The sequence below is a fragment of the Solitalea canadensis DSM 3403 genome, from assembly GCF_000242635.2.
Lineage (GTDB): Bacteria > Bacteroidota > Bacteroidia > Sphingobacteriales > Sphingobacteriaceae > Solitalea > Solitalea canadensis.
On the sequence record NC_017770.1, the window covers coordinates 2,785,016 to 2,803,402 of the forward strand.

The window sequence follows — 18,387 nt, forward strand, 5'->3', positions numbered from 1 at the left end:
GGCAGCAACAGAATTTTTCAGATCTCAATTCAGCCTATGAATATCAACAAAAAAGATCAAACTTTATTGTTCGTAAGTATAAATCCATGGAAACTAGCAGCATTATTACTTAATTACCTAATTATTGTAAGTGCCCCTGCAAAACTTTGAATAGTATTATTTTCATCCCTGATCTTTAACACATAATAATAAGTTGCAGAAGGTAAAGACGATCCGTTCCAATCATTCTGATAGTTTCGTTTTACATAAATTTCATCACCGTATCTGTTATATATATGCAACTCACTATCCATTGACTCAATTCCTTTTATAACAAACAGATCATTCATACCGTCATCATTAGGCGTAAATGTGTTAGGAATTACAAAGCCCAATATTGTTTTACGAGCAGATGAGACATTGTTTTTAAGGTTCTTATCTTTACCCGGTGCCGAAATACTTACTGTGTTGGTAAAGGTTCCAATCTGTTTCACCTTTACTTTCAGCGTCAATAGTTGTCGTTCACCTGCCGTCATTTGACTCATTTGCCAAGTTAATGTATGGGTTGCAGGATCATACGCTAATGTTCCTTTAGAAGCAAAAGCATCAACGTATTCCAATCCTTCCGGTAACTCATCCTTCACTAAAACATCCGACACATCAATAGTAGAAAGATTATCTGCTGTAATTGTGTAAGTAAATTCATCATCAATTACCACTGATTTATTTTCTACAGTCTTTGTAATAGCCAGATCCATTTCAGTAACTACAATTTCTGTCACATTGATAGTTACTGTGGCTACATTGCTTGTTAATCTTCCATCAGATAGGGTGTAGGTAAATGAATCCGGACCTACATAATCTTTATCAGGCACATAGGTAAATGATCCATCCGAATTTAATACCAAATCACCGTGTTGAGGTTGTTGCACTATTGTTGCAACAATTGGATCTGCATTAGGATCGTTATCGTTTACCAGAATGCCATTAACAGTTGGAACAATAAGTGATACATTCTTTTGGGTGGTGTAACTATCATCTTTAGCAACCGGAGGCAAATTCTCGCGACTGATGGTGATATTAACACGAGCAGTATCTCGCAATCCGCAGTCGTCAGTAGCATAGTATTCAAAGAAATCGGTGCCACTGAAACCGGTTTTTGGTTGGTAAATAAATGCACCATTGGTATTTAAGCTAACAGTTCCATTTTGAGGATTGGTCAACACATCATTACGGACTATAGAACCATCGACATCAGCGTCATTTATACCCACATTTCCGGAGATAGCAATATCCGATAAACCTGCATACTGATCATCATTTGCCTTAGGGCGAAGTTCTATCACACCTACCATTGCCTGTAGGGTGGCATCACAATCGTTAGCATCCGTTACAACTACGCTATAAAGTCCAGCACTTAGGTCTTTAATATCTTCTGAAGTACTTCCATTCGACCAACTAAATTTGTAAGGAGGTCTTCCACCGCTAACATCGATGTTGATTTGTCCCGTTGGAATACCGCTGCAAGAAGTGTTTATAATAATAGATTTAACCTCTATCGAAGCAGATTCAACAACATTAACTTCCACAATCGATTCACATGATGCAGCATCCGTAATTTTAAGTTGATAAATACCCGCCTGAACATTTGAAATATCCTTATTAGTTGAGGAAAAAGCGTTTGGACCGCTCCATAGGTAAGCGTATGGACTAACACCTCCTGAAACAGTTATTGCTGCACCACCTTTAAATTCACCCTTACAACCTGCCGCAGTGATTTTCACTGTAGTTTCTATAGCAGACGATTCATTAATAGAAGTGTTTATAGTCGTACGACAATCATTAGCATCCTTAACAATGACAGTGTAATTATTAGCAGGTAAACCCGTAAAAATATTTGAAACCTGAAAATTGGTTCCGTTCAGTGAATAACTCAAAGGCGCTTTTCCCCCATTAGCAGTTACGGTTATTATTCCATCTGATGATCCATTACAAATGCTTGTAGCAACAGCTGATGCAGTTGGCCCTGCTTGATCAATCAAACCTACAGAAATGGTTGCTTCGCAATTATTTGCATCTTTAACGGTTACACTATAAGTTCCTGCAGGTAAGTAAACAATATCTTGGGTTATTTGTCCGGAACTCCAGACATAACTGTAAGGAGCAGTGCCACCATTGATATTCAGTTTTATGCTTCCAGATGGATTTCCGCAAGTTGGATTTATATGTGTCTCATTAACGATTAAAACCTGAGGTTCTGAAATTTGAATACTTAAACTTGCTATACAATTATTAGCATCTGTTACTATTAAATCATAGTTTCCGGCTACCAAGTCTTTAATATCCTTCACATCGGAATTAAAACCATTCGGGCCGGTCCATCGATAGGTTAATCCATTTCCTGATGCTGATATTTCAATTGCTCCGGTATTTTGCCCATTACAACTTGGATTTGTTTGATTTTTAACCGTTACAACAGGACCATTTAAATCAGTAATGTTCACGGTTAATGATTGACTACAACTATTGGCATCTGTAACAACAACAGAGTATATGCCCGCACTTATTGAACGAATATTTTGAGTAATCTCCCCTGTATTCCATCTAAAACTATATGGCGCAACTCCACCAGAAACATCAAGATCAATACTTCCTGAAGCAACTCCACAACTTGAGTTGGTATGTGTTTCAAGAATATTAATTGGTGAGGACTCAGTAATATTTACGGTTAAATTGGTTGAACAATTTTTACTATCTGTTACCACCAAGTTGTAACCACCTGCAGCAAGATCACTCAAATCCTCAGTAATAGCAGTGAAACCATTCGGACCTGTCCAGCTGTAACTTAACGGAGCTGCTCCGTTGGTAGTTACATTCACCGCCCCCGTTGTTCCCGCGTTACACATCACATTGCTTTGATTATCGACTGTAACGATTGGACCGTTCTGATCGCTCAGTACCACGGTTAAGGTCTGCTGACAGTTACCGGCATCGTTTACCGTTAATGTATAGGTGCCTGAAGCTATATTGATCAGGTCTTTGGTGCTCTCACCCGAATCCCAGCTGTACGTAAACGGTGCTGTGCCCCCCGTAACTGTTACGGTAATGCTACCATTAGCGTTTCCACAGCTTGGACTGTTGTGGGCTTCGGTAAGTGTTGCTGCTATTGGCGCTGCATTAATCGTTACTGCTAAAGCTGTCGATTCACAACCATCGGCATTGCGAACGGTCAGGCTATAAGTATTTGGCGTTAACCCTGTAAAGTCAGTGGAAGCCTGGTAATTGGTACCATCAATCGAGTATTCCAAGCCGGCTCCTGTTGGAGTGGTCACTGAAATGCTTCCGGTTGGAGCTAGACATGTTGGTTGAACGGTTGAAGCTGTTGGTGTGACTGGTGTTTCTGGTGCTGCATTAATGGTCACCACTAAAGCGCTTGACTCGCAACCATCGGCATTGCGAACTGTCAGGTTATAGGTATCAGGCGCCAGTCCTGTAAAGTCCGTTGAAGCCTGATAATTGGTGCCATCAATCGAATATTCCAAGCCTGTTCCTGTTGGAGTGGTCACTGAAATGCTTCCGGTTGGAGCTGTACATGTCGGTTGAACGGTGCTTGCGGTTGGTGTAGCAGGAGTATTTGGTGCGGCATTAATCGTCACCGCTAAAGCACTTGACACGCAACCATCAGCATTTCTTATCGTAAGATTATAGGTATCCGGTGCTAGCCCTGTAAAGTCCGTTGAAGCCTGAAAATTAGTGCCGTCAATCGAATATTCCAAGCCTGTTCCTGTTGGAGTGGTCACTGAAATGCTTCCGGTTGGAGCTGTACATGTCGGTTGAACGGTGCTTGCGGTTGGTGTGGCAATGGCCAGTGGTTCGGTAATGGTCACCGTTAATCCGGCTGTACAATTATTGACATCTTTTACTTCCAGGCTGTATACCCCTGCTGCAAGATTGCTCAAATCCTCAGTTGTAGCAGTGAAACCGTTAGGTCCCGTCCAGCTGTAACTTAACGGAGCTGCTCCACTGGTAGTTACATTCACTGCTCCTGTTGTTCCTGCGTTACACACTACATTACTCTGATTATCGACTGTGACGATTGGACCGTTCTGATCGCTCAGTACTACGGTTAAGGTCTGCTGGCAGTTACCCCCATCCGTTACTGTTAAGATATAAGTGCCTGAAGCTTTATTGGTCAGGTCTTGGGTGCTCTCCCCTGAATCCCAGCTGTACGTAAACGGTGCTGTGCCTCCGGTTACGGTGACGGTAATGCTACCGTTAGCGTTTCCGCAGCTTGGACTGTTGTGAGTTTCGGTAAGGGTTGCGGCTATTGGGGCTGCATTAATCGTCACCGCTAAAGCTGTCGACTCGCAACCATCCGTATTGCGAACGGTCAGGCTATAAGTATTTGGCGTTAACCCCGTAAAGTCAGCGGAAGCCTGGTAATTGGTACCATCAATCGAATATTCAAAGCCTGCTCCCGTTGGAGTGGTCACTGAAATGCTTCCGGTTGGAGCTGTACATGTTGGTTGAACGGTACTTGCGGTTGGTGTGGCAATGGCCAGTGGTTGAGTAATGGTCACCACTAATCCGGCTGTACAATTATTGACATCTTTTACTTCCAGGCTGTATACCCCTGCAGCAAGATCACTCAAGTCCTCAGTAATAGCAGTGAAACCATTCGGTCCTGTCCAGCTGTAACTTAACGGAGCTGCTCCGTTGGTAGTTACATTCACCGCCCCCGTTGTTCCCGCGTTACACATCACATTGCTTTGATTATCGACTGTAACGATTGGACCGTTCTGATCGCTCAGTACCACGGTTAAGGTCTGCTGACAGTTACCCCCATCGGTTACTGTTAACGTATAGGTGCCTGAAGCTTTATTGGTCAGGTCTTTGGTGCTCTCACCCGAATCCCAGCTATAAGTAAACGGTGCCGTGCCTCCGGTTACGGTGACGGTAATGCTACCATTAGCGTTTCCACAGCTTGGACTGTTGTGAGTTTCGGTAAGGGTTGCTGCTATTGGGGCTGCATTAATCGTCACCACTAAAGCGCTTGACTCGCAACCATCGGCATTGCGAACTGTCAGGTTATAGGTATCAGGCGCCAGTCCTGTAAAGTCCGTTGAAGCCTGGTAATTAACTCCATCAATCGAATATTCCAAGCCTGCTCCTGTTGGAGTGGTCACTGAAATGCTTCCGGTTGGAGCTAGACATGTTGGCTGAACAGTGGTCGCTGTTGGCGTGGCAGGTGTATTTGGTGCGGTATTAATCGTCACCACTAAAGCGCTTGACTCGCAACCATCGGCATTTCTTATCGTAAGATTATAGGTATCCGGTGCTAGCCCTGTAAAGTCCGTTGAAGCCTGGTAATTGGTACCATCGATCGAATATTCCAGGCCTGCTCCCGTTGGAGTGGTCACTGAAATGCTTCCGGTTGGAGCTGTACATGTCGGTTGAACGGTGCTTGCGGTTGGTGTAGCAGGAGTATTAGGTGCTGCATTAATCGTCACCACTAAAGCTGTCGACTCGCAACCTGCTGCGTTGCGAACCGTCAGGTTATAGCTATTTGGCGTTAACCCTGTAAAGTCCGTTGAAGCCTGGTAATTAACTCCATCAATCGAGTATTCCAAGCCTGCTCCCGTTGGTGCGGTCACTGAAATGCTTCCGGTTGGAGCTAGACAAGTCGGTTGAACGGTACTTGCTGTTGGTGTGGCAATGGCCAGTGGTTCGGTAATGGTCACCGTTAATCCGGCTGTACAATTATTGACATCTTTTACTTCCAGGCTGTATACCCCTGCTGCAAGATTGCTCAAATCCTCAGTTGTAGCAGTGAAACCGTTCGGTCCCGTCCAGCTGTAACTTAACGGAGCTGCGCCGCTGGTGGTTACATTCACCGCCCCTGTTGTTCCTGCGTTACACATCACATTACTCTGATTATCGACTGTGACGGTCGGACCGTTCTGATCGCTCAGTACCACGGTTAAGGTCTGCTGACAGTTACCCCCATCGGTTACTGTTAACGTATAGGTGCCTGAAGCTTTATTGGTCAGGTCTTTGGTACCTTCACCCGAATCCCAGCTGTACGTAAACGGTGCCGTGCCTCCGGTTACAGTGACCGTAATGCTACCATTAGCGTTTCCACAGCTTGGGCTGTTGTGAGTTTCGGTAAGTGTTGCAGCTACTGGCGCGGCATTAATCGTTACAACCAAAGCGGTTGACACGCAGCCATCCGCGTTTCTTATCGTTAGGCTATAAGTATTTGGCGTTAACCCTGTAAAGTCAGTGGAAGCCTGGTAATTGGTACCATCAATCGAGTATTCCAAACCTGCTCCTGTTGGAGTGGTCACTGAAATGCTTCCGGTTGGAGCTAGACATGTTGGCTGAACAGTGCTTGCTGTTGGCGTGGCTGGAGTATTTGGTGCGGCATTAATCGTCACTACTAAAGCGCTTGACTCGCAACCATCCGCATTGCGAACCGTCAGGTTATAGGTATCCGGTGCCAGCCCTGTAAAGTCAGCGGAAGCCTGAAAATTAGTTCCGTCGATCGAATATTCCAAGCCGGCTCCTGTTGGAGTGGTCACTGAAATGCTTCCGGTTGGAGCTGTACATGTTGGTTGAACGGTACTTGCTGTTGGCGTAGCTGGTGTTGCTGGTGCTGCATTAATCGTCACCGCTAAAGCACTTGACACGCAACCATCAGCATTTCTTACCGTCAGGTTATAGGTATCAGGCGCCAGTCCTGTAAAGTCAGCGGAAGCCTGGTAATTAGTGCCGTCGATCGAATATTCCAAGCCGGCTCCTGTTGGAGTGGTCACTGAAATGCTTCCGGTTGGAGCTATGCATGTTGGTTGAACAGTGGTTGCTGTTGGCGTAGCTGGTGTTGCTGGTGCTGCATTAATCGTCACCACCAAAGCTGTCGACTCGCAACCAGCGGCATTTCTTACCGTCAGGTTATAGGTATCAGGTGCCAGTCCTGTAAAGTCAGCGGAAGCCTGAAAATTAGTTCCGTCAATCGAATATTCCAAGCCGGCTCCCGTTGGAGTGGTCACTGAAATGCTTCCGGTTGGAGCTAGACATGTTGGCTGAACAGTGCTTGCTGTTGGCGTGGCTGGAGTATTTGGTGCGGCATTAATCGTCACTACTAAAGCTGTTGACACGCAACCATCAGCATTTCTTACCGTCAGGTTATAGGTATCAGGTGCAAGCCCGGTAAAGTCTGTGGAAGCCTGGTAATTGGTGCCATCAATCGAGTATTCCAAGCCGGCTCCTGTTGGCGTGCTGACTGAAATGCTTCCGGTTGGAGCTAAACATGTCGGTTGAACAGTGGTTGCTGTTGGCGTTGCTGGTGTATTAGGTGCTGCATTAATCGTCACCACTAAAGCTGTCGACTCGCAACCAGCGGCATTTCTTACCGTCAGGTTATAGGTATCAGGTGCCAGTCCTGTAAAGTCAGCGGAAGCCTGAAAATTAGTTCCGTCAATCGAATATTCCAAGCCGGCTCCTGTTGGAGTGGTCACTGAAATGCTTCCGGTTGGAGCTAGACATGTTGGCTGAACAGTGCTTGCTGTTGGCGTGGCAGGTGTGGCTGGTGCTGCGTTAATGATAACTGAAAGTGCAGTCGATTCGCAACCAGCTGCATTGCGCACAGTCAGGTTATAAGTATTTGGCGTTAACCCTGTAAAGTCAGTGGAAGATTGGTAATTGGTACCATCAATCGAGTATTCCAAGCCTGCTCCTATTGGAGTGGTCACTGAAATGCTTCCGGTTGGAGCTAGACATGTTGGCTGAACAGTGCTTGCTGTTGGCGTGGCTGGAGTATTTGGTGCTGTATTAATCGTCACTACTAAAGCGCTTGACTCGCAACCATCCGCATTGCGAACCGTCAGGTTATAGGTATCAGGCGCCAGTCCTGTGAAGTCCGTTGAAGCCTGAAAATTAGTGCCGTCAATCGAATATTCCAAGCCTGTTCCTGTTGGAGTGGTCACTGAAATGCTTCCGGTTGGAGCTAGACATGTTGGCTGAACAGTGCTTGCGGTTGGTGTAGCAGGAGTATTAGGTGCTGCATTAATCGTCACTGCTAAAGCGGTCGACTCGCAACCATCGGCATTGCGAACGGTCAGGTTATAGGTATCCGGTGCCAGTCCTGTAAAGTCCGTTGAAGCCTGGTAATTAACTCCATCAATCGAGTATTCCAAGCCTGCTCCCGTTGGTGCGGTCACTGAAATGCTTCCGGTTGGAGCTAGACAAGTCGGTTGAACGGTACTTGCTGTTGGTGTGGCAATGGCCAGTGGTTCGGTAATGGTCACCGTTAATCCGGCTGTACAATTATTGACATCTTTTACTTCCAGGCTGTATACCCCTGCTGCAAGATTGCTCAAATCCTCAGTTGTAGCAGTGAAACCGTTCGGTCCCGTCCAGCTGTAACTTAACGGAGCTGCGCCGCTGGTGGTTACATTCACCGCCCCTGTTGTTCCTGCGTTACACATCACATTACTCTGATTATCGACTGTGACGGTTGGACCGTTCTGATCGCTCAGTACCACGGTTAAGGTCTGCTGACAGTTACCCCCATCGGTTACTGTTAACGTATAGGTGCCTGAAGCTTTATTGGTCAGGTCTTTGGTACCTTCACCCGAATCCCAGCTGTACGTAAACGGTGCCGTGCCTCCGGTTACAGTGACCGTAATGCTACCATTAGCGTTTCCACAGCTTGGGCTGTTGTGAGTTTCGGTAAGTGTTGCAGCTACTGGCGCGGCATTAATCGTTACAACCAAAGCGGTTGACACGCAGCCATCCGCGTTTCTTATCGTTAGGCTATAAGTATTTGGCGTTAACCCTGTAAAGTCAGTGGAAGCCTGGTAATTGGTACCATCAATCGAGTATTCCAAGCCTGCTCCTGTTGGAGTGGTCACTGAAATGCTTCCGGTTGGAGCTAGACATGTTGGCTGAACAGTGCTTGCTGTTGGCGTGGCTGGAGTATTTGGTGCGGCATTAATCGTCACTACTAAAGCGCTTGACTCGCAACCATCCGCATTGCGAACCGTCAGGCTATAGGTATCCGGTGCTAGCCCTGTAAAGTCCGTGGAAGCCTGGTAATTGGTGCCATCAATCGAGTATTCCAAGCCGGCTCCTGTTGGCGTGCTGACTGAAATGCTTCCGGTTGGAGCTAAACATGTTGGTTGAACAGTGCTTGCGGTTGGTGTAGCAGGAGTATTAGGTGCTGCATTAATCGTCACTGCTAAAGCGGTCGACTCGCAACCATCGGCATTGCGAACGGTCAGGTTATAGGTATTTGGCGTTAACCCTGTAAAGTCCGTTGAAGCCTGGTAATTAACTCCATCAATCGAATATTCAAGCCCTGCTCCTGTTGGAGTGGTCACTGAAATGCTTCCGGTTGGAGCTGTACATGTCGGTTGAACGGTGCTTGCGGTTGGTGTAACAGGAGTATTTGGTGCGGCATTAATCGTCACCGCTAAAGCACTTGACACGCAACCATCAGCATTTCTTATCGTAAGATTATAGGTATCCGGTGCTAGCCCTGTAAAGTCCGTTGAAGCCTGAAAATTAGTGCCGTCAATCGAATATTCCAAGCCTGTTCCTGTTGGAGTGGTCACTGAAATGCTTCCGGTTGGAGCTATGCATGTTGGTTGAACGGTACTTGCTGTTGGCGTAGCTGGTGTTGCTGGTGCTGCATTAATCGTCACCACCAAAGCTGTCGACTCGCAACCAGCGGCATTTCTTACCGTCAGGTTATAGGTATCAGGTGCCAGTCCTGTAAAGTCAGCGGAAGCCTGGTAATTGGTACCATCGATCGAATATTCCAAGCCGGCTCCTGTTGGAGTGGTCACTGAAATGCTTCCGGTTGGAGCTAGACATGTTGGCTGAACAGTGCTTGCTGTTGGCGTGGCAGGTGTGGCTGGTGCGGTATTAATCGTCACCACTAAAGCGCTTGACTCGCAACCATCGGCATTTCTTATCGTAAGATTATAGGTATCCGGTGCTAGCCCTGTAAAGTCCGTTGAAGCCTGGTAATTGGTACCATCGATCGAATATTCCAGCCCTGCTCCTGTTGGAGTGGTCACTGAAATGCTTCCGGTTGGAGCTAGACATGTTGGCTGAACAGTGCTTGCTGTTGGCGTGGCTGGAGTATTAGGTGCTGCATTAATCGTCACCACTAAAGCTGTCGACTCGCAACCTGCTGCGTTGCGAACCGTCAGGTTATAGCTATTTGGCGTTAACCCTGTAAAGTCCGTTGAAGCCTGGTAATTAACTCCATCAATCGAGTATTCCAAGCCTGCTCCCGTTGGTGCGGTCACTGAAATGCTTCCGGTTGGAGCTAGACAAGTCGGTTGAACGGTACTTGCTGTTGGTGTGGCAATGGCCAGTGGTTCGGTAATGGTCACCGTTAATCCGGCTGTACAATTATTGACATCTTTTACTTCCAGGCTGTATACCCCTGCTGCAAGATTGCTCAAATCCTCAGTTGTAGCAGTGAAACCGTTCGGTCCCGTCCAGCTGTAACTTAACGGAGCTGCGCCGCTGGTGGTTACATTCACCGCCCCTGTTGTTCCTGCGTTACACATCACATTACTCTGATTATCGACTGTGACGGTTGGACCGTTCTGATCGCTCAGTACCACGGTTAAGGTCTGCTGACAGTTACCCCCATCGGTTACTGTTAACGTATAGGTGCCTGAAGCTTTATTGGTCAGGTCTTTGGTACCTTCACCCGAATCCCAGCTGTACGTAAACGGTGCCGTGCCTCCGGTTACAGTGACCGTAATGCTACCATTAGCGTTTCCACAGCTTGGGCTGTTGTGAGTTTCGGTAAGTGTTGCAGCTACTGGCGCGGCATTAATCGTTACAACCAAAGCGGTTGACACGCAGCCATCCGCGTTTCTTATCGTTAGGCTATAAGTATTTGGCGTTAACCCTGTAAAGTCAGTGGAAGCCTGGTAATTGGTACCATCAATCGAATATTCCAAGCCTGTTCCTGTTGGAGTGGTCACCGAAATGCTTCCGGTTGGAGCTAGACATGTTGGCTGAACAGTGCTTGCGGTTGGTGTAGCAGGAGTATTAGGTGCTGCATTAATCGTCACTGCTAAAGCGGTCGACTCGCAACCATCGGCATTGCGAACGGTCAGGTTATAGGTATTTGGCGTTAACCCTGTAAAGTCAGTGGAAGCCTGGTAATTGGTGCCATCAATCGAGTATTCCAGGCCTGCTCCTGTTGGAGTACTGACCGAAATGCTTCCGGTTGGAGCTGTACATGTCGGTTGAACGGTGCTTGCGGTTGGTGTAGCAGGAGTATTAGGTGCTGCATTAATCGTCACCACCAAAGCTGTCGACTCGCAACCATCCGCATTGCGAACTGTCAGGTTATAGGTATCAGGCGCCAGTCCTGTAAAGTCAGCGGAAGCCTGGTAATTGGTGCCATCAATCGAATATTCCAGGCCTGCTCCCGTTGGAGTGGTCACTGAAATGCTTCCGGTTGGTGCTAGACATGTCGGTTGAACAGTACTTGCTGTTGGTGTGGCTGGTGTGGCTGGTGCTGCATTAATGGTAATTGAAAGTGCAGTCGATTCGCAACCTGCTGCGTTTCTTACGGTCAGATTATAGGTATCTGGTGCAAGCCCTGTAAAATCCGTGGAAGCCTGATAATTGCCGTCAATCGAATATTCCAAGCCTGTTCCTGTTGGAGTGCTGACTGAAATGCTTCCGGTAGCAACTAAACAAGTTGGTTGGACGGTACTTGCTGTTGGTGTAGCTGGTGTTGCTGGTGCTGCATTAATCGTCACCACCAAAGCTGTCGACTCGCAACCATCGGCATTGCGAACCGTCAGGTTATAGGTATTTGGCGTTAACCCCGTAAAGTCAGCGGAAGCCTGAAAATTAGTGCCGTCAATCGAATATTCCAAGCCTGTTCCTGTTGGAGTGATCACTGAAATGCTTCCGGTTGGAGCTATGCATGTTGGTTGAACGGTACTTGCTGTTGGTGTAGCAGGAGTATTAGGTGCTGCATTAATCGTCACCACCAAAGCTGTCGACTCGCAACCTGCCGCATTTCTTACCGTCAGATTATAGGTATCTGGTGCAAGCCCTGTAAAATCCGTGGAAGTCTGATAATTGGTGCCGTCAATCGAATATTCCAAGCCTGTTCCTGTTGGAGTGCTGACTGAAATGCTTCCGGTAGCAACTAAACAAGTTGGTTGGACGGTACTTGCTGTTGGTGTAGCAGGTGTATTAGGCGCTGCATTAATTACAAATGCTGATGCCGTAGATTGACAGCCTATTAAATTTTCGGCAACAACTGTGTGATTGCCGGGTAAAACATTATTAAATATTGTTGATGATTGAAAACTTCCCCCATCCAATGAATAACTAATTCCAATACCGACCGGGTCGGATATTGTAATAATACCGGTTGAAACTACGCACGTTGGATGAGTTATCGTTGCTTGTGGTTGTGCAGGAGATGCTAAAGGAGGATCAATCGTTACAAACACTGTCTGTGATTCACACCCTGCAGCATTGCGAACGGTTAATGTGTGCGATCCGGATGCAACTCCAGTAAATGCTCCCAAGGATTGATAAGTTCCTCCATCTAATGAATATTCTTGCAATAATGGCGTAAGGATCGTTATTGTTCCGGTTGAAACTAAACAAGTTGGTTGTATAACTGTGAATGTTGCAGTAGGAACAGCATTAGGTTCTGTAATGGTATACGTTCCGGTTATCGTACAATTATTAGCATCTTTTACCTGAACTGTATAAGATTGGGCTGATAAATTATTAATATCTTGAGTTATGGCTCCGTTAGACCATGAGTAAGTGTACGGAGGTGTTCCTCCTGCTACATCTAAACTAATAGCCCCATCATTCCCATTAAAACATGTGACATCAGTTGTTGAGGATGGGCTGATGGTTAATTCCTGCGGACCAGTAATCGTAAAAGAATTAGATGTATTAACACAACCTAACTGATCCCTTACTGTCACTGAATATGTCCCAGGACTTACATTAAATGCATTAGAAGCTTGAAATGTAGTTCCATCCAAAGAATACTCTAATGCACCTGTTCCACCTGACGCAGTAGCTGTAAGCACAGTAGGAACACCAAAACAAGTAATTGGTGCATTAGCAATTGATACTAGTAACTCAACCGGTTGATCAATTATTAAAGAGGATGAAACAACAGTACAGCCATTCGCATCTCTGACTGTAGCCTGATATGTTCCAGCAGGTACATTAAACACGTTACTAGCCTGAAAATCAATTCCGTTTATAGAGTATTGGAGGGTCCCGGTTCCTCCGGATGCTGTTATGGTTAAATTTGTAGTTCCGTTATAACAATTAATCGCTCCCGAAGCAATACTTGCAGTTATAACCGTTGGCAGTGCAATAGTTAACGTTTCCTGTTTTACACAGTCATTATCATCTTTAACATATACTGTATGAGATCCGGCATCAACATTTGCGAAGACGTTTGATGATTGATACAAGCTTCCATCTAATGAATAAGATAAATCTCCGGTTCCACCGGATGCTGTTATGGTGATAGTTGATTTATCAGCATTACACAAAATCGTTAACGCAGTAGCATTTACTGTAATGTCTGCCGGATCAGTTAAGAGATAATCTACCGATTCTACACAATCTTCTGCATCTGTTATTGCTACCTGATAATTTCCACTCACAAGATTAGTGAAGTTTCCTACGGATTGGGGTGTTCCTCCATTCAATGTAAATTGATAAGGGGGTGTTCCTCCTGAAGCAGTAACGGTTATTAGTCCATTTACTGCGCCAAAACACAATGGATCGGTCTGTGAAACAAGTGTTTGCACTAATGGTTCTGATTTTATTATTGTTATACTATTCGAAACAGTAGCAATAGTAGCATTAGTTGGATTTGAAAGATTTAAAGTAAATGTTTCATTAGCTGCATCTGATACATCGGCAGGAAGTATGGTCAGCTGAATATTCTTTTGAGTTTCTCCGGGATTAAATGTAATGGTGCCTGAAGCACTTGTATAATCACTACCTGAAACGGCTGTTCCATTTGCGGTATTATAGTCTACTGATATCGTTTGTGCACTTGTATTATCAAGTTCGATCTGGACATTTAATACTACATTAGTACAGTTTCCTTCTGTAATCGAAGGCGAATTTTGGGAGAAACTAATAATTGGTAAGGCATCATTGTCTGCAATAATTTGACTTCCTACGTCAAATCCTGCAAGGATTGTTGTTCCATTTGTCGGGTTACTTAACGTGACAGTGAAATCCTCGTCACCTTCATATATATTATCCTCATTAATTGTGACGGTGATGTCTTTATAGTTATCCAAAACGTCAAAATTTAACGTTCCGGAAGTTGGACTTACTGTAAAATCACTTCCCAAAGTGGCAGTACCATTGGCAATAGTATAATTAACAGATGATGCTATATTTCCTGTTTTACCAACCTGGTAAGTTATTGTTCCTGCAGATTCATTAACCGAAACACCAACAATAAAAAACAAGGAACCATCATCATCAATTAAGGTAACCACTCCGGTTCCTGCGGTTGCGTCAATTGTTCCACCTGTTGGAGCGGTTAAAAGAACTGAAAACGTTTCGCTATTTTCAATTATATCGTCATTGCTGATGGTGATGTTAATTGTTTTTACAAATTCAGTAGGTAAAAAAGTCAATATTGTTTTTCCTACAGCTATAAAATCAACCGGACTACCAGCAGATCCGGCAGCTGTCTCATAGGTAACGGTTGAGTTAGCATAAGAAGATCCGGTTTTGGTAATTGTTAAGGTTGCAGTTCCCTGGTTTTCATTAACCACCATGTTATTAATAGAGAAAACAGGAAGACTATCGTCGTTTATAATTGTGCCCGTACCAATCCTTGCGGCACTGTTCATCGTGGCATTTAATGGTGATTGCAACGTAACAGTTAGCGTTTCATCGAGCTCAAATTTGGTGTCAGTATTGATTATTACTGAAATAGTTTTAGTTGTTTCAGTTGGTGCAAATGTGAGTTTTTGTACAGGAACATTTATGTAATCATTGTCTGCGGTGGTCGCCGTTCCATTTGATGTAAAATAGTCAATTGTGGCAATAAGGTCGGTTGCACCTGTTTTAGTCACAGTGAAAGTTAATGTGGTGGTTCCATTATTTCCTTCTACTGCCGACACTGAATTTATGCTGAATACCGGGGGAGGGTCAATTTCATTAATTCTTAAAATATATTCCGTTACGCCCAATTGAGCATTTGAACTTATATTTGATAAACTGGCAGAAAATTGCTCGTTACTGCCCTCATACGTCAAATCTCCTTTAGCATCAATGTTCAATGTGTTAGTGCTTTCAATAGCTCCGGCAGGTATTGTAAAAGTATAAGGCAATGAAATCGAATTATAATCTAACCCGTTTTGGGCCACCCCTGCTGATAAATTTAGCTGAACAGTGATGTCCTGTGAAGAAACGATATCCGGGTTATCCAGTTTGGCTCTTAATTTAGCTGTATTAGGTCCACCTATTCCAGGCTCTCTAATAATATTGAAATCAATAAAAAGACTAACAGTAGGAATTTCATCATCATCAATAATTTCACCTGTGGCGCGGTTATTTGGCGCTGTCGCAACCTGGTATCCCGCCCCGTTTTGCAAGGTTATAATTACCGTTTCTATCGTCGGCAGCTCACTAATATTATCTCCATTTACGGGCACTTGTATATATGTTACCGGTTGTCCACCTGCAAATGGTGAAAATGCAGGAATCAATAATTCTGTAACTGCATTATTGTAATCATTAGCAATTGCCGTTCCTCCAATAGCCGAACTTGCTCCATCAAATGAGTATTGCAATACAATATCCTGCGAGCTCATCCTGGTCATATAGACAGGATAATTGAGGTACTTAACTTCTCCTGTCGGGCCTTCAACCACGTCAGCTGCAGCACCAATACTTATAATTGGGATAGTTTGAAAATCAACAATTTCAATATTAAAACTACTTTGAGCAGCATTAATTGTAGCTCCTCCTCCGCGCACGTTAACAATACTTACATCTAAGAACTCATTTACCGTGCCTTCATAAATCGCATCATTAATGGCTGTTATTACGCTATAAGTTGCCGAAGTACTTCCAGCCGGAATTGTCACAAACGTGCCCCCTGTGCGAGTGTAATCGTCATCAATATTGGCAGTTCCATTTAACCCAACAGACATATCAACAACAACATCCTCAAAAGATTTATTTGAAAGGGAAACTGTAATGGTAGAAGCTCCAACAGGGTTTTCATTGATTTGCATGGAGGATGCATTCACAGATACCACCGGAGCGGTTTGTGCATCGGTAATAATCAGTACACCATTTGCTCCGGCTGCAACTCCCCCTTGTGTAACGGCAGTAATTGCAGCAACAACAGTTTCTGGTAAATTACCCTCATAAGTTCCGTCATCAATAGAAGTTAAGCTTACCAGGTTACTGGTTAATGAACCGGCAGGGATTGTTAACGTTATTGGCAACGAAGAGCTCATTGAGTAATCAGTGCCTGTTGTTGCTGTACCTGTTAAGGTATTTACGGTAACTATTACATCTACGGGCAAAGCATTTAAGATCCTAGCTCTCAGGTTTGCGTTCTGTCCTTCAGCAATAGACGACTGCGTAAATTCAAGAGAAACAACATTATCATCGTTTTGAATGGTTCCGTTTGCGGTTTGAGTTCCGGTTAAAATGCCCGATTCAGGAGTAATGGTTACAACAAAACTCTCATTAGGCTCAAGATCAGTATCATGTGCTACCGGAATAGTAATTATAACTGATGATTGTCCCGCCGGGATTGTTCCAGTTATATTTACCGGAAATGCTGCCCCGTCAAAATCATTTGCCTGAGCAGGATTTGTACTTCCTGCCGTTACCGAATATTGAAAATTTATAGCCTGATCAGTTGGGATTGCGGCATCTCTTTGCACCGAAAAGGCAAAATTTGTTGTACTGCCAGCGCTACCTTCTGCTTTTACAGCATCATAAGAAAATATACTTATCTGAGCATCATTATTGAGGATGGTAAGCGTATGCGTTTTAATGGTTCCAAGCGCTGCATTGGTCGGATTTCCTAAGGTGAATATCACTGTCTCATCCGGTTCAAGCAGGGCATCATCATTGATATTTACCGATATATCTATTGCTGTAACACCGTCAGACGTTGACGAAGCAGGTAAAAATACAATAGGCTGAACATTATCAGCATCAGGAGCATCAATGCTGTAAGTGTAATCATTTGCGGCTCCAATAGTAGCCGTTCCTGCCACTGTCACTGGAACGGTTACCGGAAATTCCGTTGTATTGCCCGTTAAGCGCACTCTTATTTTTGCGGTGCCTCCGTTTTCGTTAATACTCGAACTTAATAATCGAAAACTAACTTTTGGAGGAGTATCATTGTCGTTAATAGTAGTGGTTGCTCTTCGTGCTACTCCCGGTGCAAGTATGGCACCTCCTGTTGCACTTTGAAGGGTTATTATTATCGTTTCATTGGGTTCGTCTCTGTTGTCACTATAAACCATTACAGGTATAGAACCCACTGTAGCTCCAGCGGGAATAGTTAATGTAGTTATCGCATTATTGTAATCAATACCTTTGTCTTGTACTGCTCCTCCTGATGCTGATCCTGAATATACATAGGTAAGCACAATATCCTCTGAACTCGGATTTGTTAACGTTACCGGAATATTTACTGTAATATTTGCTTCTGTAACAGGCAATGGAGATGCAATGCTCACTGTTGGCGCATTATCGTCATCTGTAATTTGCCCACTTGCAGTGTTGCCTGGGGACGTTGCCAATGTAGCATTACCGGAGGTTACCGAGGTAAGATTAACCACGACCGATTCATTCGGTTCATCGATATTATCTCCTCTAACCGGAACTGAAATAGTGGCTGTTAACGTATTGGCAGGAATGGTTACTGTAGTTGTTGTGTTAACGAAATCAGTTCCAGGAATTGCTGTACTTCCAGTAAAATCATAGGTTATGTTAACAGGCGTGGCCGAAGTAACGTCTAAACTTATGGTAAAGCGTAGTGTATTGGGTGTACCCGTATTACCTTCATTAACCGCAACTGCATTAGCTATCGATACAGTTTGAGCTTTTGCGGCAATTGTGGTTGTCAAAAGCAATAAAAAGCAATAAAAGCCGAAACTATTGAGGTTGAAGCAATAGTTTCGGACTTTTACAGCAAAAGTTGAGAGCGTAAATCTTTTGACCATAAATTCACTAAAGAGAGCGTAAAGAGTCGGCCTTAAAACAAATAACTTGTATATCAACCAGCTTTACAGCAGGTTATCAAAAACAATTCCCCTAACGAATTTGAATGGCTTATTATGAATTTTTAATTTTTTTTTATGCTAAAATTTT

Annotated in this window: 1 protein-coding gene; it reads right to left on the minus strand. The window is 44.5% G+C overall.

Going from position 1 to position 18,387, the window contains the following annotated elements; all coding sequences use genetic code 11:
* Window positions 1–113 precede the first annotated feature (113 nt).
* Window positions 114–18,143: a Calx-beta domain-containing protein gene (locus tag SOLCA_RS23160; RefSeq protein ID WP_169313288.1), complete on the minus strand. Its 18,030-nt coding sequence runs from the start codon at window positions 18,141–18,143 to the stop codon at window positions 114–116.
* Window positions 18,144–18,387: the final 244 nt, after the last annotated feature.